Origin of the sequence: Porphyromonas miyakawae, from assembly GCF_045865415.1 — a bacterium.
GTDB classification, from domain to species: domain Bacteria; phylum Bacteroidota; class Bacteroidia; order Bacteroidales; family Porphyromonadaceae; genus Porphyromonas; species Porphyromonas miyakawae.
This window is the reverse complement of the sequence record NZ_BAAFSF010000002.1, coordinates 1-18,701: the sequence shown is the minus strand read 5'-3', so window position 1 is coordinate 18,701 and position 18,701 is coordinate 1. Positions and strand designations below refer to the sequence as shown.

Sequence of the window (18,701 nt, the reverse complement as noted above, 5' to 3'; positions counted from 1 at the left end):
TTTATTTTTTGAGCCAGCGATCAAGCCATGAGAAGAATGTGCGTTGCCATAACAAAGCATTCTGTGGCTGACTAACCCAATGGGTCTCATCCGGATAGATAAGCATTTCGCAGGGTATTCCTCTCATACGTGCTGCATCAAAAGCCATCATTCCCTGTGAAGCAAGGATCCTGTAGTCCCTTTCTCCGTGGATCACAAGGATAGGCGCCGTCCATTGATCTACAAAATGGTGTGGAGAAGTGGCAAAAGTACGCTGTGCCACTGCATTGTCCTTTTCCCAGGGTGCTCCACCCATGTCCCAGTTGGCGAACCACTTTTCTTCTGTTTCAAGGTATTGTGATTCAAGATTGAAGATACCTGCATGGGCAATAAAGCAAGCGAAGCGTCCGTTGTGATGTCCTGCCAACCAGTACACAGAGAACCCTCCGTAGCTAGCTCCTACACACCCCATGCGGTCGTTATCTACATAAGGCTCTTTCTTTAGTTCATCTGCTGCAGACATGTAGTCTTGCATATTTTGACCTCCGTAATCTCCACTAATCTGCTCATTCCATGCCTTACCAAAACTCGGTACACCATGTCGGTTAGGGAGTATAACGATGTATCCCTGCTCGGCCATAATACGGGGACACCAGCGGTAGGACCAAAATTGACTTACAGGGTCTTGTGGACCACCTTGGCAATAGAGAATGGAAGGATACTTTTTATTAGCATCAAAGTTAGTCGGGTAGAGTACCCAAGTAAGCATCTTCTCACCATTGGTCGTTTGGATCATTCTTTTCTCGCAACGTACCTCTCCGAGGCGACTCATTGTGGCATCATTGTCATGGGTGAGCTGTTTTAATTCTCCTTTCTTAGGATTCAGTGTATATAATTCGGTCGGGTGGAGCAAAGATTGTACGGCGCAGACAAAGCTTTTATCTGCCTCATTGTACTCAAAGCCTACCATGTCGAATACTCCTGTGCTGAGATCGCTGATACGACGGGTCTTTACATTAATTGAATGTAAGCCTGTAGTTGCGTTAATGCAAGCTGTAAAGTATATTGTTTGCCCATCAGCAGTGATATGGGGGTTCTCTACATTATATTCAAAGCCTTCGGTGAGCCATCTCTTATTGCCGGTCTTAAGATCTTGTTCAAAGAGGCGTATGAGGTCGGATTCGTATCCATCGCGCTCCATACTAAGCCAATAGATCTTTTTCCCATCGGGAGAGAAAATGGGATTAGTATCATATCCCATCATGCCCTCTGTTAGATTACGAGTAATACCGGAGGCTATATCATATAAGTATATATCTGAGTTGGTGGATATACTATACTCCAAGCCTGTTTTTTTGCGAGATGCATAGGCTATGTACTTACTATCGGGAGAAAAGGCAAAATCAGAGATTCCATTCCATGGTCTCATAGGCGCTTCATAGGGTTCACCCTCTAAAAGGTCCTTCCCATGCTGAATGGGTTCATTTCCTATGGTGGCTAGAAAAGGATGTGGTATGGATGTAACCCATTCGTCCCAGTGCTTGTACATTAAATCAGTAATGATTCGTCCGGTTGCTTTATCTAAATCAGGGTAGTAGTCGTGAGCTGTTTTCCCGTATTTGATAGAATGAATATAAAGCAGACTTTGGTTGTCAGGAGAAAAGAGATAATCTTCTATACCCCCCTCTACATCTGTAATCTGTATTAGGTTACTTCCGTCAGAATTCATGGTATAAAGTTGTGCGTCGCCCTTCTCATCCTCTTTCATAAAGGCAATGCGTTTGGTACCTTTAATCCACCTAGGAGTAGAAAGTCCCTTCATGCCTTCTGCAAAGGTGCGTTTAGTCCCATTCCTATCTATGATGTAGAATTTCTTTGTGAAACTATTATCCTTGATTGAGGGATAAGTAGCTTCATACACAACCCCTTCTGTCGTATAGGAAAAGCCTCCAATACGAACCATCTCAAGGAGCATCTCGGGAGTCAAGCTTTCTGTACTATTATTACTGCTTTGTGCCATAATCTTAGAACTGAACATGAGAGCTGTCACGGCGATCAGCAGTGTGAGCGGTAGACCTTTAGTTAATCGTTTCATTTCTATATACTTGATTGTTTAATAGATTGTTTCTCTGCGCGCTGCAATGTCCTCATCGCTGATATAGTCGTCATATTGAATCATGCGGTCAATAATGCCCTTAGGTCCCAATTCAATTACGCGATTTGCCACTGTACGAATAAATTCGTGGTCATGGCTGCTAAAGAGAATATTCCCTTTGAATGAAATCAGCGTATTGTTGAAAGCTTGGATGGACTCCAAGTCAAGGTGGTTGGTAGGAGTATCCAAAACAAGTACATTGGCACCGGGAGGAAGCATCATTTTGGCAATCATGCAACGCATCCTTTCTCCTCCACTAAGCACCGATACACTCTTATCTAATTCTTCCCCATTGAAGAGCATTCGCCCTAAATACCCTTTAATGAATATGTCGTTGGTGTCGTCTGCATATTGACTGAGCCAATCCACTAAATTCATATCGCTATTGAAGAAGCCAGTATTGTCGAGTGGTAGATACGCAGTTGTAATAGTCTGTCCCCACTCGTAGGTGCCTTCGTCTGCTTTACGATTGCCATTGATGATCTCAAAAAGCGCTGTCATTGCTCGGGGGTCTCGACTGATAAATACAATCTTATCTCCCTGCTCCACATTGAGATTTAAGTCCTTGAAGAGAATTTCTCCCTCTATAGATGCAGTAAGCCCTTTGAGTTCTAAAATGCGGTTACCCGGTTCTCGATCGGGTTGAAAGAGAATGCCCGGGTAACGACGTGAGGAGGCTTCTATTTCATCTACATTGAGTTTTTCAAGCATCTTCTTACGACTGGTCGTTTGCTTACTCTTAGCTACATTGGCACTAAAGCGTCTGATAAACTCCTCAAGTTCACGTCGCTTCTCTTCATTCTTTTTGTTCTGTTGTTGCTGCTGGCGTAGAGCCAACTGACTGGATTCATACCAGAAAGAGTAGTTGCCGGCAAACATTCTTATTTTCCCGAAGTCGATATCAACTGTGTGGGTCGATACGGTGTCCAAGAAGTGTCGGTCGTGACTAACTACCAAAACGCAGCTCTCTGTTTCTGCAAGATAGTCTTCCAGCCAAGTAACGGTATCCAAGTCAAGGTCGTTAGTAGGTTCGTCCAAAAGGAGGTTATCCGGCTTGCCGAAAAGAGCACGGGCCAGTAGCACACGCACTTTTTCTTTACCGCTAATATCACGCATATAGCGGTTGTGTAGATCCTCTTTAATGCCCAATCCACTTAGCAGCATAGCCGCATCGCTTTCTGCATTCCAGCCATCCATATTAGCAAACTGCTCTTCCAGTAGAGCTGCGCGATTACCATCCTCATCGGTAAAGTCCTCCTTTGCGTATAGTGCGTCTTTCTCTTGCATTACCTGCCAAAGGTGGCTATGCCCCATTAATACGGTGTCGAGTACAGTGAATTCGTCAAATGCAAAGTGGTCCTGACTAAGAACGGAAAGCCTTTCCCCGGGTGCCATTGAAACTGTGCCTCGGTTGGGCTCCAGCTCACCGCTGATGGCGCGTAGGAGGGTACTCTTACCGGCTCCATTGGCACCAATGATGCCGTAACAGTTACCTTGTATAAACTTCAGATTAACGTCCTGAAATAGGATCCGCTTTCCAAATTGAATCTTTATATCGTTAAGTGCTATCATATATTTCGTTAAATCTTTTTCTTATCTACTTTGGTTAGAACCACTTAATCTTTCGGAGAAGGAAAAATAGCCCAATGGATAGGAGTAATGAAATTAGAATAATGAATCCTAGTGCCCAGGGTTTTTCCTCCAACCCCAAAGGTACATTCATGCCGAATATGCTTGCTATTAGCGTAGGAAGGGTAAGTAAAATAGTTACCCCTGTCATACGCTTCATAATAGTGTTTACGTTATTTGAGATTACACTGGCAAAGGCATCCATGGTTCCGGTTAAGATCTCGGTATAAATATTGACAGTTGTATAGGCCTGTGTAAGCTCAATGGACATATCCTCGGCAAGTTCTTCATCGTAGTCCTTCGCACGATGCATGGCTTTAAGTTTAACGACCACCGCTTCATTTCCTTTGATGGAAGTACTAAAGTAAACGAGACTACGCTGTATTTTCATCAAGTTCAGTAAGTCCTCATTTCGGATACTGGTTTCCAAAGCTTCCTCATGCTCCATCAGTTGAGTCGCAATACGCTTCAGATACTTTAGATACCATACCGAACTACTATAGATCAGCCTAAAAATAAAATCTACATCCGTATAGGCACAATTTCCTTTGCGGCGATTGTGACGAATGAAGTCTGTCATTAGTTCGCTACGATGATAGGATACCGTGACTATCAGATGTCTCTCCTTAGAATAAAGTATCCCGATGGGTACAGTCGTATAAGATCCCGCAGAGCTTTCCCCTGAGTGAATGGGTATGCGTATTACGGTGAGCTCCCAGCCATCCTCTTCATCGTTGTGGGGGCGCTCTTCGCTATCTGCAATGTCTGCTATGAACTCTTCCGGGATCAGCAGATCCTCGGTTAAATATTCGATATCTTCCCGAGTGGGGTTTACTACTTTGATCCAGCTGTCTGCCTTTAGCTCATCTCCTTCGGCAAAGGTCTCTTTCGGATAAAATATTCTGCGCATGATCTCTTCTCCTTGTTACTCTTTTTCGTCCGTCCTTCTTTCTTGCTCTGTGAGGCAGCTCACGCAAAGAAAGATCCTTTAGTGGGGCTCTCTCTTTCCGATTAGGAAAAGTGGCCCGGCTTATCTCATGCAACGTGATTGAGGAAGGAGAGGTATGCCTTTTGGATTAAGCTCGGCTTCTACTGACTTATGTCTGCAAAGCTACCAGGGTAACAGAATGCCGACGTAAGTACACTCCCAACCTCTCTCTTACTGGCTTGTCGCAGAGAGCAACTCAAAGGATCCTCTTTCGGAGGTATAGCGTCATCGGGTTTCATACATTTACTTGTATTCTGTTACTTTCTTCCGACTGCAAATATAGCTATTCCCCTTGTAAAAAGTGTTTTAATGGCTAAGCAAAGTAGAGATCGGCTAACCCCAAATTCTTTCCCCCGACATAGTAAATAGTCACAAGAATGACTAAATAGGGATTAACCCTTGTTTAGTTCGTAAGAATTGCTACCTTTGCAAAAGTTTTCCGCAACGGTGTAATGTAATATTGCGTTGCGTAGAACAAGGAGAGGTGGCAGAGTGGTCGATCGCGGCGGTCTTGAAAACCGTTGACCTTCACGGGTCCGGGGGTTCGAATCCCTCTCTCTCCGCTTTAAGTACTCTGGCGGCATCGCCAGAGAGTATTACTGAAAAAGTATAAGTATCGTAATTCCAACGAGTTACGATACTTTTGTTTTATAGACCTCTACCTCTTCAGAGTAGTTACAGAGATAGCCGAAACGCCCAAAATACTCTCCAATGGCTACAATCTGGCTACACTTTTTTCTCGCAAAAAATAATTGTAGCCAAGAGTACGTAGAGAGTCTGTTTAGAGTACTTGTACATTGCTGTAGTTCAAACAATTATGTGCAACTTTGTAGGCGAGTTGTAGAGAGTTATAGCACCATAAATGTGTAGCTTTTCTGGTCGCAAACTTTCTATGCTTGGCTACAATAAAAACAGACAATGTATGCAATCAATTTTCAGAACAGCATTCTACCTTCGTAGCAACTATGTGAACAAGGAAGGAAAAACGCCAGTCATGCTACGCATCTATCTCAACAATGAGCGGATGTCACTAGGCTCCACTGGCATCACCATCGTGCAGTCCCAATGGGATCGCGAAAAAGAGCGAGTAAAAGGGCGTCACACCGAAGCTCTGAATACGAACTTGCAATTGGATAACATCCAAAGTGGTTTACAAGCCATCTTTCGCAAGTTAGAAATGACTGATGAGCTCTCGTTAGAGCGTATCAAGTCAGAACATCTTGGCAAAAAACAAGATATAGATACCATCATGCAACTCTTCGACAAACACAATGAAGATGTTGCAGCTCGAGTTGGCATCTCAGTCTCTGCGCCCACTCTTCAAAAGTATAAGGTCTGCAAAAGACGCTTTTCTGAGTTCCTAAAAGATAAACTCAGACGTAGAGACCTCAAGCTCACGGAGCTAACCTATATGATTATACATGATTTTGACCTATACCTACGCACAGTGGTGGGGCAAAATCCTAATACAGCCACTAAGACGATGAAGACCTTCAAGACTGTAGTCATTTTGGGGCAAAAGTTAGGCGTACTACATCACGACCCTTTTGTCAACTTCCGATTTCACTTAGAGCCAGTGAATAGAGGGTTCTTGACTGATGAAGAGGTCTTACAGATTGTCAACAAGGAGTTGAATATCCAGAGATTGGAGCTGGTACGAGACATCTTCATCTTTTCCTGCTTTACAGGTTTAGCCTACATTGATGTGGCTAATCTTACACCCGACAATATCGTGATGCTTGGTGGCAAAGAGTGGATTATGACTAAGCGACAGAAGACAAGCGTGGAGACCAATGTGCTGCTCCTTGATATCCCTAAGCGCATCATCAGTAAATATAGCCACCAAACTTATCGTGATGGCAAGCTCTTCCCTATCCTCAGCAATCAGAAGACCAATTCATACCTCAAAGAGATTGCAGATATATGTGGTATCAAGAAGAACTTGACTTTCCACCTAGCTCGACATACCTTTGCGACAATGTCACTGAGCAAGGGAGTTCCGATAGAGAGTGTCTCTAAAATGCTGGGTCATACCAATATCCGAACAACGCAAATCTATGCCCGTATCACCAATAAGAAGATTGAACATGACATGGAGCAGTTTGCTGACAAGCTAGGCAAGTTCAATACGGCAATGGGTATCGGGGAGAATAGCTGGCAATAAGTGCAACCATTAAAACCAAATAAGAAGATGAAGACAACGAATAAGAAAGAACTATCCTACTTCCGCTTAAAGCTAGAGAGCTACCTTAGTGAGCATTTCCCTGAAAAGGTGGAAGACAAGCCATTTATCAAGGCACGAGCTGATGAAGCTCTTACTACCTACTGTGATGCTGTGGAAGAAGGATTCTCGTATCCCGAAGCAGAGAGTATGGCGAGTGAAGTACTATATCGTGACCTGCATTTCTCCAAATACGACACGCTTGTGTCCGTCTTGGAGAATGAGTTTGAAAAGGAGCTCCCCTCCCCACTCCCCGAACGACTCTCTCGGATACTTCTCGGGAACAAGGCGATACAGAACCTATTTGACAAGTATAACCTTACGGATGAATTTGTTGCAACACCTGAGTATGATACGCTCTACACAGAACTGACAGGAACAGTTGTACTTCTTATCGAAGCTAATCAACTTCCCGCGGTAGGCAATGTGAGTGCATTAGAGTCGACAATGTAGATTATCCCTATCTCGTGCGCCTTTTGAGCTTCAAGAGCCAAGATAGTCTCTCTGCGCCATACGTCAAGAGCATATTCTATCTCTTGTCTTTATGTCGCATAGTCTCTTGGCTCTGCTCTTGAAAACTCTAAAAGACTCCGAATATGAATAGATCTCTCGTGAACAAAGACCTGCACAGTCCAGCCTTCATACGGGCAAGTGTTCCTGCAGATAAAGAGGAACCATTACAAGTTGCGTCCAAAACAACTCCAAGCAACGAGATCAAATGGTCTCGCATCATCCGACTTACCTTACTTATAGGTATCCTATCGGGTGGAGTGTACTTACTCTCTAAGTTAGTCACAGCACAGATCGTAACAGCTCTATTGATACTGATTGGTTTTGTGGTACTACGATTCATCGTTCGTACCGTTCTGCAAATCACATTTACGCTTTTACGCTACCTCTTTTGGATTGTTGTACTAGCCGTAATACTACTTTGCGTGCTATGATATAGCACCTCTCTCTCTTCAGAGAAACAACTCTTTGGGTGACTGGCTCTCTTTCGAGTCTAGTCACCCTTTTTGCTTCTTGTGTTTAGGCATTGCACTTCTGCTTCTCAGTCATAGTTCCCCAGTTATGCAGTGGTCAAATCGGAAGCTGATTCTTTTTCATCGCAAAGGTAGTACGGGGCTTAAAGACTTTCCCAAGGTCAGGCCATTCGGTTTGTCTGGAAAATCTCCACACCTATGCTGTTCGCTTCGGGTAGTATTTTCCGCCAAAACCTTGTGTAAGTCTTGCCCCGCTACCTTGTTTTTGCTTGAAAAAAGGAATCAGCATACTCCGATCTTTGAACGCATAAAAAAAAGGTCTCTTATGAATAAGCAGAAAGTAAATATGACATCATCAACGAAAGAAAAAGGATATAGCTCCTCCTCTCATTACCGCATAAGTTCTGAGTTTGAACAAAGTGAGCAGGCGTTGGCTACCAAGTTCGTCCATTGGAACGTACCCCCATTGAAAAGCCTTTGTGACAGCTCTGTATATCTCCTGAGAGCAAAGCTTAATCGTGGCGAGCGAATGAGCCGTGAGGATAAGGATTGGCTCTGTGAAGCGGTGAATAACAATACCTACTTCCGCTCTGCCGTACCGCTACAAGGATGGCGATTTGACTTCATTGATGTATTGAAGAAGTACCTCGTCAATCAATATGGACAGTGGGCAGAGTACTATGCTCCCGACCGCACCAGCCTACGCAACTACCTCTATGGACCTATCAACCAAATCGTAGAGATACCCAAGCAGTAACAGCACTAATACCGATAAGACAATGAAAGGAACAGAACAATTTACCCGAACGATAGCCGAGTATCTTAATGAACGTGCGATGACAGACCCTTTGTTTGCGCCCAATCTACAGAAGCCCCATAAGAACATAGAGGAGTGCATTCTCTATATCTTGAGTGAGGTGCAAAGAAGTGGTTGTAATGGCTTTGCCGATGAGGAGATATACTCAATGGCAGTTCACTACTATGATGAAGATGATATAGAGGTGGATAAAGTCTCTGGTTGCAATGTTGTGGTCAATCACGTTGTAGAGCTCTCCGAAGAAGAGAAAAAGCAAGCACGGCAGGAAGCTATCAAGCAATACCAACAAGAGGAACTTGTCAAATTGCAGAAGCGAAATGAGCGACCCAAGAGAACTGAAAGAACAGAGACAACATCTTCTATACAACCGCAACCCACACTATTTGACACCCTTGCCTTATGAAACCTAGAAACAAGTTTGAGAAAGCCGTCTTGGCACGGAGTACGAGACTATGCCCGATAACAAAAGCACAGCATCAGTGGGCATTCCGAGAGTGCATAGACCACTTTGCCTTCCGCTTACCTAAAGGTCGTACGACTTGTATGGATTGTGGTTATAGTTGGACTTTAGAGCAGCCTATAGATACTTGCACTTGCCCTCAATGTAGGGCAAGGTTGCAAGTCAAGACAACAAGAGCGCGTAAGTTACAACAGAAGCAGTACTTCACGCTACTAACCACTTGTGGTGAGTATCAAGTGTTGCGGATGTTCCTCCTCGTGGCTGAAATGGAGAAAGGTTGCAGAGCACAGAGCTCTGTCATTGAGATTGGGCATTATTGGTGGAACGATGCAGGGAGACAAGCATTAGTAGCCATACAGCGAACTTTTGGACACTATATTGATAGCTTTTCTTTTTGCTCTCCGATGGCTATCCGTAACGATAGCGAAGCTTACCGATATGTAGCCTATTCGCAGATATATCCGAAGCTAAAGGTCACGAATACGCTTTATAGGAATGGCTTCAACGGAGAGTTTCACGGCATAGCACCTACTCAACTCATCCCAGCTCTACTTACTGATAGTCGTGCAGAAACAATGATGAAAGCAGGACGATACAAGGATTTAAGACACTTCCTATCAAGGGGCAAAGGGCTTGACATCTATTGGAACTCATACAAGTTGACACTGCGTCACCACTACATAATAAGCGACATTGTCTTATGGTGTGACTATGTAGATATGCTCAAACGATTGGGTAAGGACATCCACAGTCCGAAATATATCTGCCCCTCCGACCTCAGAGGGGAGCATGACAAACGAGAAGCGGAGCTCCGCAGACAGCGTGAGCGGGAGGCGATGGAGCGAAAGCGGGAAAAGGCAATGGCGGACGAGGAGCGTTTTCGTGAACTCAAGTCAAAGTTCTTCGGCATCCGTTTCACGGACGGCACAATCCAAGTACACGTCCTGGAGAGCGTGCAGGAGTATATAGACGAAGGAGCTGAATTGCATCACTGCCTATTTTCAAATGAGTACTATCTCAAAGAGAACTCGCTCATTCTGTCGGCTACCATTGAGGGCAAACGAATAGAGACGATAGAGGTCTCTCTGGACACACTCCAAGTGACACAGAGCCGTGGTGTGTGCAACCAAAACACCCCATACCACGACCAAATTGTGAGCCTTGTCAATGCCCATAGCCAACTGATACGGGAAGTTGTACGATGAAGTTCGGTAAAGGAGCTGTCGGCTCTTTTCCACTAAGTTTATTTCAAGAGTTTGATATGCTTCTTTATTTTCTTCATCGCCCAATCGTAGTGACTTGCCGTTACCGAGACACAATATGCTCCCAGTATAGATGTCCCAGTCCAAGGCAATGAGCCGTTGGCAAAAAGTTCATCATTGGAATAATTTTCTATCAAAACCATTACAGCATTATGAGACGCTTTCAAGTTTTCCTTTGCTTCCTCCAACGATGTGCTTTGGTGCTTCTTCCAAAACTCAACATTCAGTGCAGGGTAGGTTCTCCAATTGTAAGGTTCGGGAAGAAAAGGCTTAGGCACCCCATTGCTATTGGCTTGGACCCAATTCAATAGCAGATTATGCCACTCGTACAGATGTACAAGTACATCCCTCAAGTTCTTGTCTCTTCTCCAATGTGTTTCCTTACCGCTTGTAGTCATTTCCACAGCAAAAGGTGTCGCTTGTTGCTCCTCACTCATACTGTCGATGAGCTCCCACATCTTCACAAATTGTTGATTAGCAGATGTCATCAAATCCGCCTTTGTTGTAGCTCTTGCCATATCTCTTTATTCTCTGTTTGTCTCAAAGGTAAGTAAAAGGATGAAGATTCGGAACCTTGTTCGTAGATTCAATAACAAAAGCCCCCAAAAGGGTGCCGACAGACGGCAACACTTTCGGGGGCTTCTTTTCTTTGTCTTTGAGTACGAGCAGGCGACCAAAGCAAAGAAGCAAAAGAAAGTCGCAATCAAAGAAGATTACACTTCTTCCTAAGTTGGCTGTATTTCTATTGATGATTTTGGTTTATCCTCCCTTTCATTGTTGAAGTTGAAAGTCCGTTGCTGAAGCTGTCCGAAGTTATCCTCCACGTAGATGTCAATTGTTTGGCGGTCGGTAGAGCGTGAAGTGTAATAGAGCCGGAAGGCGTCTCTCGTGAGCGGATATCGGTCATTCGGTTTGAATACAGTGCCATCATCCATCTTCAAGCAGCCCTTGCCATCCGGCTGGAAGTAACGGATCGTGTATTGCGTATTGGCAAAGCGACCACTTCTTTTGAGGCTACAGCGTATTTCAGCCGTTTCCCCCTTAGCTATGGAGTTCTGCACAGGCATCACTTCGAGCGAGAAGTCATAAGCCTGCTGCACATCCAGCTCACGAGTACAAGCAGATAGACAAAAGAGGGCGAGGGCAATCGCTCCCACAGCCCATATCGTATTCACTAGGAACTTTTTCATTGTTGTTGGTAGTTAGATATTGAACTTGAGTCCTGCTGAGATAGCAGGACGAAAACGATGCAGGTCAGAGCCGAAGAGCAGTCGCCCTTGAGCTTCGAGGACGAAGAGCAGATTGTCTGTTAGGAACAGTTCCACCAAGCTATGTATCGCTCCACCATAAATAAAGCGAGACCGATCCAGGAGTGTAGCCCCATCGGGAAGCAACCGTTTATCCTCGTTCAGCTCTTCATAACCGCAGAGAGCGGATAGTCCCAAATAGCCAAAGACATTCTTCCCCCAATCCGAGAGTATCGGGTGCATATAGCCGAAATGCAGTAGCACATCACGCAGTGGAACATTGTAAGAGCGATAAGTCAACCCTTGCTGCTCATACTCCGCCAAGAGAAAAGCGTAGTTTGCCCGCTTGAAGTAGTGTGCGAATGCAAGACCTACCCCAAAGCTCTCCTTTGCGAATAGTTTCTCCCCCTTGATAATCGGCATAGAGCCGACCAGCTCAACGCTATTTTGCCTAGGGATTAGTCGCTGTGCGTACGATGGCATAGCAGCAACCATAGCCACCATCACGCAGACCATCATGGATAACCATCTCTTCATCACCACTTCAGTTTAAGGTTATCAATCTTCTTAGTGAGCAAAAGGTCTTCAGGCTCCACATAGAAAGTGAGCGTGCGACTGCCGTTTCGCTCGTAGAGCGTCACTTCAAGTTGCTTATCCTCCGATAGTGTGAACTGCTCCAAGGCAAAGACTATTCTCTCAGAGCGTCCCGCCCCAATCCACATCACCTGATGAAAGGCACGTAGTGGTTGTAGTATTCGCTCCTGTATAGCTGTATGCTTCGCCACCTTCTTGTCCACCACCTTGAACGTAATGAAGTCCACCGCATACGGCATATTAGACTCATTATCCATACGGACGTGGAAGTAAAGCAACCCATTGTGGGCATATAATCCACGAAGTAAGAAGCGCATCCCGAATTGCTTTGCTCCAACATGCTTGATGGTTCGCTTATCATTTTGGTAGATGCTCTTCATAATCAGCTTAACCAATATGGGCGACTCACTTCCCAGCTCTTTGAAGTAGATGTCCGCACGATTGCTCGGCAGTCTTCCCTCCGTAGGAGATAGAAAGTCCTTCATCTCGATGCTGAGCTTCTCTGGTTCATCCGCATACTTCACATGTAGGCTCGGCAATGGGCGCCTTGCCACCTTTCGGTGGTAGGTTTCCCATGGCCTGCCCCCGAACCGTACGTGCAAGTCTCCCTGCATACGGCTCTCCACTGGTAATATCAGTTTATTTGTCATGGGCATGAATTTTTGCATTACAATGTTTGCATACAGCCAATGTCTTACGCCACTTCTTAATCATCAGTCGGTGCCATTCAGTATCGGTATTTATACCTCTGAGCTTACGGACTTGATACATTATGGTCTTGACATTAGTTGCTCCACACAATTCACATTTGCGCTCCATAAGTCTCTCCGCAAGAGTAGGGAAAGGAAGTACAAATGTGTTAGGTAGATTATCGCAGGTTGCGTCTTTGTCCGGCTCTTGCCTCGCAAAGCCATCATTATAGAATATTCGGAACTTGGTTTCTCCTTTCTTTGCTTGATAGGGTATCGCCAAGTCATGGTCTCTTCTGTACTTTCGTATAACCTTGGCAGTTGATGAATTTAGTTTCTTTGCCAAAGTTTTGCAGAAACTATATCGCATTATGTAACCGAATTTACTTCCTGCATAAGAGATGTTGTCCGCAATCCTATAATATTGGTACAAACCTCTGATTTCAGTTGTATAGCGTGCGCAGATTGTGGCAGGGTCTTCTTTGGTCAGGTAATTGCGTGGCATGGCATACCAAATTTCCTTTCCATTGATTACCCTAAGTTCCATTGCTTTCAGTTCCAATAATTTCTTTTGGACTGTGGCAATAGGCAGAGTCAGCATTATGCGTCCGCTGAACGGTCTCTTCAACCATCCCAGCTTATTTCGCTTCATGGCCTCGGATTTTCTGATAGAGATTTCATACCCAAGAAACTTTGCAGAATCCTGTGCATTAGTGATTAAGGTCTTTTCTTCGGATAATTCAAGTTTTAGCTTGTCTCTCATGAAGTTTGTAAAGTCCTCTTTCATTCTTGCGCAATCTGCTTTACTACCAATTACACCGATTAGAAAGTCATCGGCATATCTGATATATTTAAGTCTCTTGTAGTTACTATCCATTGCCATAGATGCCGGCACTCTCCGTGTCTTTGCTTCCATCTCTTTCAGTTGTGTCAGCAATTCACGTTTCGTGTCTTCATCAGTGGCGTTTCGGATAGCCTTGCGTAATCTTACAGCCTTTCGACTATAACTTGCGTGGAGTGGGTTTTCCCGCCTTTTCTTACCCTTGTCAAAAGATTCCGCATATTCACGCATGTATTTGTCGAACTTATCAAGGTATATATTAGCCAAGATAGGACTTATTATCCCTCCTTGAGGAGTTCCCGAATACGTCTTGTGAAATGTAAAATCTTCGATATAGCCTGCCTTTAGGAATTTCCATATCAGTCGAAGAAATCTTTCATCTGATATGCGCTCACGAAGAGTTTCAATCAGGATATGGTGGTCAATATTGTCGAAGAATCCTTTGATGTCACCTTCGATAAACCAATTCGCACCAGTGAAAAGAGTTTGGATGGAACGCAAAGCCGTATGACAGCTTCTTCTTGGTCTGAATCCATGCGAGGTGTTCTCAAAATGCCCCTCATAGACAGCTTCAAGAATAAGTCTAACGACCTCTTGCACCATCTTGTCTTCAATTGATGGGATGCCCAATGGTCTTTTCTTCCCATTCTTTTTAGGTATATAGACTCTTCGGGCAGGCGTTGGCATGTAACTTTCATCCTTTAGCGCAGCTATCAGATGTCCTATTCTATCAACACTCATTCCGTCAATGGTTTTGCCGTCTGAACCAGGTGTCATGTTGCCCGGTTTCGCATAAATGCGCTGGTAGGCTACATAAAACATCTGTTCATTGAATAGGATGCGGTACAACCTTTCGTACTTGTAATGCACATCTTTGCTATGTGCAGATAAACTGTTTAATATGGTCTCTGGATTTCTCATACGTCTCACACGTTATCGTTTGACAATATTAAAATTACCGAGCTGTTCCCCTTTGCCATGTACGTGGCTTTCCCACGCTCAGACTACTACGGGAACTCCGTTGCCATGCGGAGTTTTCAGAGCCTATGCTCATAGCCTTTCGGCATCTCCGTGTAGGCAATCCCCATTTAGTGGCCTTGATAACTTGGCTTGACAGACTGTCGGATGCAACGTACATCCTTTTCCGTTCTCTGACGGATATGTCGCAGTAAATTCCTTGCCCATCACTCCATTCAATAAGCGTGGGTACTGCGAGGCAACGTATGTAACTGCTTTCCGTTGCCACCTCTACATTAGTCATAGGACTATTGTTCAACCAATCAGGCTTCATCCTTGTGTCTGTCTTTTCCCATAGCAATTCAGTCGCAGTTTAGCAATTAACTGACTTATCGCGTTACCGACATGCTTCACTCCCCGTTTGGTTTCCCATTCGGATAAGTCGGTATGGGATAGGTTTATAAATTGGAATACTAACCTAATCACTTGCCAAAGTGATAATTATCAAGCCCCTATTATGGGCGCACTGTATGCGTAGAATGAGCCATCCTCGCAGATGACGCTCATATTGGTCTCCGTCTCAAACTCACGGACGGCAGCCTTTACACGCAGCACATTCTCCGCATCGTCAGCTTTTCCAGCAATAATGTTTTGCGACCCGAGATCTACATAGCGTATAGCTGCAGGAAAGATGAGATGCACCGTCTTTTCAAACGTAACCTCCAGCCCGTAGGGCAATACGACCCGTCCATTCGGTATCGATCGGCTCATCCCTTGGTAAAGGTCTCCGCTACTCAGTAATTGATTGTTTCCCTCCACTTGTTGTGCCATAGCAGGGAGCGTTATCGTAGCACAAACTACGATAGATAAAATCCATTTCTTCATAAGTATATCAGTTGTTATTGTTAGAGTTCTAAAAGCTTACTTCGTCTGTACAAGGAATAGTCTATATCCTCCTTTGAGCGTCACCTTAATCGTGCGGAGCTTCTTCTGTAGTAGTTGTCCAGCTCCCTGCATCACCCCTCTAGTCACCTCGGAGATGATTTGGTCTTTAGCCGATGAGGAAAAGGTGAAAGAGGTACCCATCGATCCCCCGACATTTGCCCCCATCTCCTTGAGTGCTGACACCTCTTCAGAGCCAGGGATATAGACTCCCATCTGTCCGTCTGTATCATAGGCAGATAGTTTGACCGGCAGAATGCGACCATTCACCTCTATGCTCTTAATCAGCAACTGCATTCGGTTGCCATCGATCTTAGCTTGAGCCATTAAGATACTATGCTTTGGGATTGAAGTTTGCTGTACACGAGCGGTCTCCACCAGGCGAAGAGCAACGTAATCACCCTCTTTGAGGGTCGTTGTTTTGTCCACCACTACGCAAAGGGTATTGCGCTCGCCAGAGATTGCGGAGCTATTAGAGAGCGAATGAAAGCTCATGTTCCGCTCCTTGGCTCCGTACATCTCCATAAACTCCTTGTCGCTCATTGGCTGGTCCAGTGCTGAGACCAACGGCTTGCGGTCAGCTATTATCTCCATTGGAGCCTCGTCCTTGGCAGCTCCACCGCTAGGCGGAGATACCATCTGAGCCTGCTCACTCATAGGCATAGCTCCATGGGCGGGAGAGGCTCCAGCTGCGGGCAAGTACTTAGCCGCCATTTGGTAGCTCTTCTCCATAAGAGCTAGTTGCTTAGCTTCCTCGTCATCGGCTTGTTGGCTAAGCTCGTGCAGTTCACGTCTGAGGTCATCAATCTCCTGTTGCATAGCTTCTCGCTCCTCCTCATAAGGGTCAGAGCCGTAGAAGTCCGCTAGCAGACGGTTGTTCTCCTCGTATCGTTGCATCGAAGACTCAATCTTATTACCAACGACCGCCTCCTGCGGGTCGCTCTCAGACGAGGTTCCCTCCTGCTGAAAGTACTCCGCCAGTCTCCCCACCTCCTCACGAGCTTGCTCCTCTTGAGTTGTATGGTCAACTAGTTCGTAGGCTTTGAGTTTATTCTCCGTTAGCTTTTCGGTCGTAGCTTGTGGTATGTTGTCATTCAACCCCTCACCAGCGTCCGGTTGCTCCTTAGTGGCGGGTGCAAATATAAACCACATAGCAAGGGCAAAGATAATCCCTAGCCCTGCGAAGACTAACACCTTCTTCAATTGTTCTTTCTGTTTATGCTCCATAGTTACTAATCGCTAAATGTTCCATTCTCTTGATGTAGGTTGTATCCCTCTGTATCGGGCTGTCCACCAGCTCCCCCATAGGGATAGGTGGCATCTCCTCACGGTGCGGGAGGAAGAACTGTGCCACCATCCAGATTGAGCAGACTAGGTAGACGAGACTCAGTCCGTAGACAATAATCTGTCGCTGTCTGTTCGTTAGCATATTGCATCGCTCTCTTAGCCGTACCTGCCCCCTCAAATAGCTTCTTCTGAGGGTAGGTCTACTTTTCCGCTTCATAGTCTTATCGCTTGTAAGTTTGGATGTCACGATTCTCTCGTACGAGGAAGTGCTCCATCAAAAAAACCTTGCGGATTGTTGTCCGAGCGAACCGAGTTTTGTAGCGAGCAACTAGTCACCAAGCTTCGCTCCGTGACATTGCTCTGTCGGATAATAAACTGCCGAGCAAAGGTGGTTACTTCATAGGGGTATGAGTCAAAGTCACACCGTATGGAGTCAATCTCTATACGTTGGTTGACATTGCCCGAGATAGCTCGATTGTAGTACCCCTTCTCCGCTAGATCCTTGTAGTAGTTAAAAGCGGACTTGTCGCACAGTTGGAAAGCACGCTCCATATTCTTCTCGATGGCATCCTTGTCGGGCGCAATCGTGAAGAAAAGCTCGTGAAAGCGTCTTACATGCTCTCGAGCCTCCACCGGGCGGTTCATCGAAGCGTCTTGGCTCAGAGCCAGCATCAGAGACTTCCCTTGGTCCAGTACGTACACCTTTTCACGCTGCTTCTTAGCAAAGCTGTACGAAGCATAGACCGCATAGCTACTGACCGCTATGCAGACTATCGCAAAGATGATGGCGTAGAGCCTAATCTGCTTGAAAGAGGTCTCTATGTTTGTGAGTGATTTGAATTCCATATTCCATTATTCTAATTGTCTTATATCTAAAAACTTCTGAGGGGTAGTCTAGTGTCAAGGCGCCTTGGCACTCCAGTGCCATACGGGTGAAACTCTAGTGCCAACCCCACTTGGCACTGCAATTTGTCGGAATATGACGTCTCATTTGTCGGAATATGACGTCTCATTTTTCAGTCTTTCGTTTCATACGAAGGAAACTGCAGTTTCATAGGTAAGAAACTCTAGTTTCATAGGCAGGAAACTCCAGTGCCATGGGTAGGAAACTGTAGTGCCACACGGCAGGCACTACGCTTACCTCCCCCAGCTGCTATATTGACGCACATAGGAGGAGCTAATCCTACCCACCTGACCGTCATACGACCGTCACGTGGTCATCGCATCCTCATCAAGCGTGTCATAGCCACCCTTCGGCTGAAGGGGCGCTATTTGCCCTTGATAAGTGCCCCTTTGATACGTCCGCCTACGTTGCCAGCTATAGACCCCGTGGCACCAGCTACCGCCTTACCTCCCGTATAGGCACCCTGAGCTCCTCGTTGCGCCGTCTGATTGACATTGCGTCCGTACGCCCCGATACCACCACCAGCCTCTATAATCCAGCCCGCTACCGTAGGAACACAGAAGTACCCCACGATACCAATCAGAAAGAAGACAATGTAGTACCAGCTACCCGAATCGGGCAGATAGTTAGGGTCACTCAATGCTGCAATATCCTTCTGCACCATCAACACCTGTATCTTTGTGAGGAGCGCCGAGAGGACAGAGCTCACGGGTAACCACAGATAGACCGATATGTAGCGTGAGAAC

General features: G+C 45.4%; 17 protein-coding genes, 1 tRNA gene and 4 pseudogenes. 7 read left to right on the top strand and 15 right to left on the bottom strand.

The features are described 5' to 3' along the window. Nucleotide 1: 1 nt before the first annotated feature. Genes ACLWMH_RS04855 through ACLWMH_RS04845 form a run of 3 tightly spaced genes read right to left on the bottom strand, consistent with a single transcriptional unit; the run spans nt 2 to nt 4,673 of the window. Nucleotides 2–2,074, bottom strand: coding sequence for a S9 family peptidase (locus ACLWMH_RS04855; protein WP_411915627.1), 2,073 nt, complete (start codon nt 2,072–2,074; stop codon nt 2–4). Between the two features lie 18 nt (nt 2,075–2,092). Continuing rightward, on the bottom strand, nt 2,093–3,706 hold the full coding sequence (locus ACLWMH_RS04850; protein WP_411915626.1) for an ABC-F family ATP-binding cassette domain-containing protein: 1,614 nt from the start codon (nt 3,704–3,706) through the stop codon (nt 2,093–2,095). 34 nt (nt 3,707–3,740) lie between these two features. Beyond that, nucleotides 3,741–4,673, bottom strand: coding sequence for a magnesium transporter CorA family protein (locus tag ACLWMH_RS04845; protein ID WP_411915625.1), 933 nt, complete (start codon nt 4,671–4,673; stop codon nt 3,741–3,743). Between the two features lie 556 nt (nt 4,674–5,229). Here ACLWMH_RS04845 and ACLWMH_RS04840 point away from each other — a divergent pair. From ACLWMH_RS04840 to ACLWMH_RS04810, 7 genes are all read left to right on the top strand, one after another. Next, a tRNA-Ser gene (locus ACLWMH_RS04840) sits at nt 5,230–5,314 on the top strand. A gap of 359 nt (nt 5,315–5,673) precedes the next feature. Continuing rightward, nucleotides 5,674–6,915 carry a site-specific integrase gene (locus tag ACLWMH_RS04835; protein ID WP_308555888.1) on the top strand — a complete coding sequence of 414 codons (1,242 nt, stop codon included), beginning with the start codon at nt 5,674–5,676 and terminating at the stop codon, nt 6,913–6,915. 27 nt (nt 6,916–6,942) lie between these two features. Beyond that, nucleotides 6,943–7,425: a DUF1896 domain-containing protein gene (locus ACLWMH_RS04830; RefSeq protein WP_411915624.1), complete on the top strand. Its 483-nt coding sequence runs from the start codon at nt 6,943–6,945 to the stop codon at nt 7,423–7,425. A 143-nt stretch (nt 7,426–7,568) separates the two neighbouring features. Continuing rightward, nucleotides 7,569–7,916: a hypothetical protein gene (locus ACLWMH_RS04825; protein ID WP_411915623.1), complete on the top strand. Its 348-nt coding sequence runs from the start codon at nt 7,569–7,571 to the stop codon at nt 7,914–7,916. 127 nt (nt 7,917–8,043) lie between these two features. After that, nucleotides 8,044–8,712, top strand: coding sequence for a hypothetical protein (locus tag ACLWMH_RS04820; RefSeq protein WP_411915622.1), 669 nt, complete (start codon nt 8,044–8,046; stop codon nt 8,710–8,712). Nucleotides 8,713–8,734: 22 nt separating this feature from the next. Further along, on the top strand, nt 8,735–9,175 hold the full coding sequence (locus tag ACLWMH_RS04815; protein ID WP_411915621.1) for a PcfK-like family protein: 441 nt from the start codon (nt 8,735–8,737) through the stop codon (nt 9,173–9,175). Next, nucleotides 9,172–10,437 (top strand): PcfJ domain-containing protein, encoded by a 1,266-nt coding sequence (locus tag ACLWMH_RS04810; RefSeq protein ID WP_411915620.1) that lies wholly within the window; start codon nt 9,172–9,174, stop codon nt 10,435–10,437. Before ACLWMH_RS04815 ends, ACLWMH_RS04810 begins: the two co-directional genes overlap by 4 nt. A gap of 38 nt (nt 10,438–10,475) precedes the next feature. On the opposite strand, the gene ACLWMH_RS04805 is transcribed toward ACLWMH_RS04810, so the two are convergent. From ACLWMH_RS04805 to ACLWMH_RS04750, 12 genes and pseudogenes are all read right to left on the bottom strand, one after another. Next, nucleotides 10,476–11,012 (bottom strand): ClbS/DfsB family four-helix bundle protein, encoded by a 537-nt coding sequence (locus tag ACLWMH_RS04805; RefSeq protein WP_411915619.1) that lies wholly within the window; start codon nt 11,010–11,012, stop codon nt 10,476–10,478. A gap of 207 nt (nt 11,013–11,219) precedes the next feature. Continuing rightward, entirely contained in the window at nt 11,220–11,684 is a 465-nt protein-coding gene (locus tag ACLWMH_RS04800) for a DUF3872 domain-containing protein (RefSeq protein WP_411915618.1), read from the bottom strand. 12 nt (nt 11,685–11,696) lie between these two features. Further along, nucleotides 11,697–12,278 carry a conjugal transfer protein TraO gene (locus ACLWMH_RS04795; protein WP_411915617.1) on the bottom strand — a complete coding sequence of 194 codons (582 nt, stop codon included), beginning with the start codon at nt 12,276–12,278 and terminating at the stop codon, nt 11,697–11,699. After that, nucleotides 12,278–12,868 (bottom strand): annotated as a pseudogene (gene traN, locus ACLWMH_RS04790) (conjugative transposon protein TraN); the annotation flags it as partial. The pseudogene traN and the gene ACLWMH_RS04795, both read right to left, overlap by 1 nt. A 106-nt stretch (nt 12,869–12,974) precedes the next feature. Continuing rightward, nucleotides 12,975–14,786, bottom strand: coding sequence for a reverse transcriptase/maturase family protein (locus ACLWMH_RS04785; protein ID WP_070463969.1), 1,812 nt, complete (start codon nt 14,784–14,786; stop codon nt 12,975–12,977). A gap of 34 nt (nt 14,787–14,820) precedes the next feature. Then, nucleotides 14,821–15,156, bottom strand: coding sequence for a hypothetical protein (locus ACLWMH_RS04780; RefSeq protein ID WP_240049939.1), 336 nt, complete (start codon nt 15,154–15,156; stop codon nt 14,821–14,823). A 191-nt stretch (nt 15,157–15,347) separates the two neighbouring features. Then, nucleotides 15,348–15,653 (bottom strand): annotated as a pseudogene (locus ACLWMH_RS04775) (DUF4138 domain-containing protein); the annotation flags it as partial. A 90-nt stretch (nt 15,654–15,743) separates the two neighbouring features. Then, a complete protein-coding gene (gene traM, locus ACLWMH_RS04770; protein ID WP_411915616.1) occupies nt 15,744–16,991 on the bottom strand; it encodes a conjugative transposon protein TraM in 1,248 nt (415 codons plus the stop codon). Continuing rightward, the gene (locus tag ACLWMH_RS04765) at nt 16,981–17,268 is read right to left on the bottom strand and encodes a hypothetical protein (protein WP_411915615.1); all 288 of its coding nucleotides are present in this window, start codon (nt 17,266–17,268) and stop codon (nt 16,981–16,983) included. The genes traM and ACLWMH_RS04765 overlap by 11 nt, the downstream gene beginning before the upstream one ends. A gap of 4 nt (nt 17,269–17,272) precedes the next feature. Then, a pseudogene (gene traK / locus ACLWMH_RS04760) lies at nt 17,273–17,897 on the bottom strand (conjugative transposon protein TraK). 227 nt (nt 17,898–18,124) lie between these two features. Next, nucleotides 18,125–18,253, bottom strand: coding sequence for a hypothetical protein (locus ACLWMH_RS04755; protein ID WP_411915614.1), 129 nt, complete (start codon nt 18,251–18,253; stop codon nt 18,125–18,127). A gap of 66 nt (nt 18,254–18,319) precedes the next feature. Further along, nucleotides 18,320–18,701, bottom strand: a pseudogene (locus ACLWMH_RS04750) (conjugative transposon protein TraJ); the annotation flags it as partial.

Coding starts and splice junctions, on each gene's coding strand:
- ACLWMH_RS04855 (WP_411915627.1), bottom strand. CDS start 2,074: ATGAAACGATTAACTAAAGGTCTACCGCTCACACTGCTGATCGCCGTG.
- ACLWMH_RS04850 (WP_411915626.1), bottom strand. CDS start 3,706: ATGATAGCACTTAACGATATAAAGATTCAATTTGGAAAGCGGATCCTA.
- ACLWMH_RS04845 (WP_411915625.1), bottom strand. CDS start 4,673: ATGCGCAGAATATTTTATCCGAAAGAGACCTTTGCCGAAGGAGATGAG.
- ACLWMH_RS04835 (WP_308555888.1), top strand. CDS start 5,674: ATGCAATCAATTTTCAGAACAGCATTCTACCTTCGTAGCAACTATGTG.
- ACLWMH_RS04830 (WP_411915624.1), top strand. CDS start 6,943: ATGAAGACAACGAATAAGAAAGAACTATCCTACTTCCGCTTAAAGCTA.
- ACLWMH_RS04825 (WP_411915623.1), top strand. CDS start 7,569: ATGAATAGATCTCTCGTGAACAAAGACCTGCACAGTCCAGCCTTCATA.
- ACLWMH_RS04820 (WP_411915622.1), top strand. CDS start 8,044: ATGCAGTGGTCAAATCGGAAGCTGATTCTTTTTCATCGCAAAGGTAGT.
- ACLWMH_RS04815 (WP_411915621.1), top strand. CDS start 8,735: ATGAAAGGAACAGAACAATTTACCCGAACGATAGCCGAGTATCTTAAT.
- ACLWMH_RS04810 (WP_411915620.1), top strand. CDS start 9,172: ATGAAACCTAGAAACAAGTTTGAGAAAGCCGTCTTGGCACGGAGTACG.
- ACLWMH_RS04805 (WP_411915619.1), bottom strand. CDS start 11,012: ATGGCAAGAGCTACAACAAAGGCGGATTTGATGACATCTGCTAATCAA.
- ACLWMH_RS04800 (WP_411915618.1), bottom strand. CDS start 11,684: ATGAAAAAGTTCCTAGTGAATACGATATGGGCTGTGGGAGCGATTGCC.
- ACLWMH_RS04795 (WP_411915617.1), bottom strand. CDS start 12,278: ATGAAGAGATGGTTATCCATGATGGTCTGCGTGATGGTGGCTATGGTT.
- ACLWMH_RS04785 (WP_070463969.1), bottom strand. CDS start 14,786: ATGAGAAATCCAGAGACCATATTAAACAGTTTATCTGCACATAGCAAA.
- ACLWMH_RS04780 (WP_240049939.1), bottom strand. CDS start 15,156: ATGAAGCCTGATTGGTTGAACAATAGTCCTATGACTAATGTAGAGGTG.
- traM (WP_411915616.1), bottom strand. CDS start 16,991: ATGGAGCATAAACAGAAAGAACAATTGAAGAAGGTGTTAGTCTTCGCA.
- ACLWMH_RS04765 (WP_411915615.1), bottom strand. CDS start 17,268: ATGAAGCGGAAAAGTAGACCTACCCTCAGAAGAAGCTATTTGAGGGGG.
- ACLWMH_RS04755 (WP_411915614.1), bottom strand. CDS start 18,253: ATGACGGTCAGGTGGGTAGGATTAGCTCCTCCTATGTGCGTCAATATA.